General features: G+C 53.3%; 1 protein-coding gene. It reads left to right on the plus strand.

What is annotated here, in order from left to right:
- Positions 1-242 (plus strand): DALR domain-containing protein (locus tag ACYP03_RS27650; RefSeq protein ID WP_459782888.1); only part of this gene is annotated, 242 nt, incomplete at both ends.

Raw genomic sequence — 242 nt, forward strand, 5'->3', positions numbered from 1 at the left:
GGGTGGTGAAGCCTTTGTCGCACGCTTTACCACGGCCATGGATGACGATTTTAATACACCGGAAGCCTACTCTGTGATGTTTGATATGGCGCGTGAGATTAACCGCCTGAAAGGTGAAGATCTGCAGGCGGCCTCAGCGATCGGTGCTCAGTTGAGTGCACTGGGCGAAGTACTGGGACTGCTGGCGCAGGATCCAGAAACCTTCTTACAAAGCAGTGGTATGGCAGATGATGTGGCTGAGA

Source organism: Photobacterium sp. R1 (assembly GCF_054600795.1).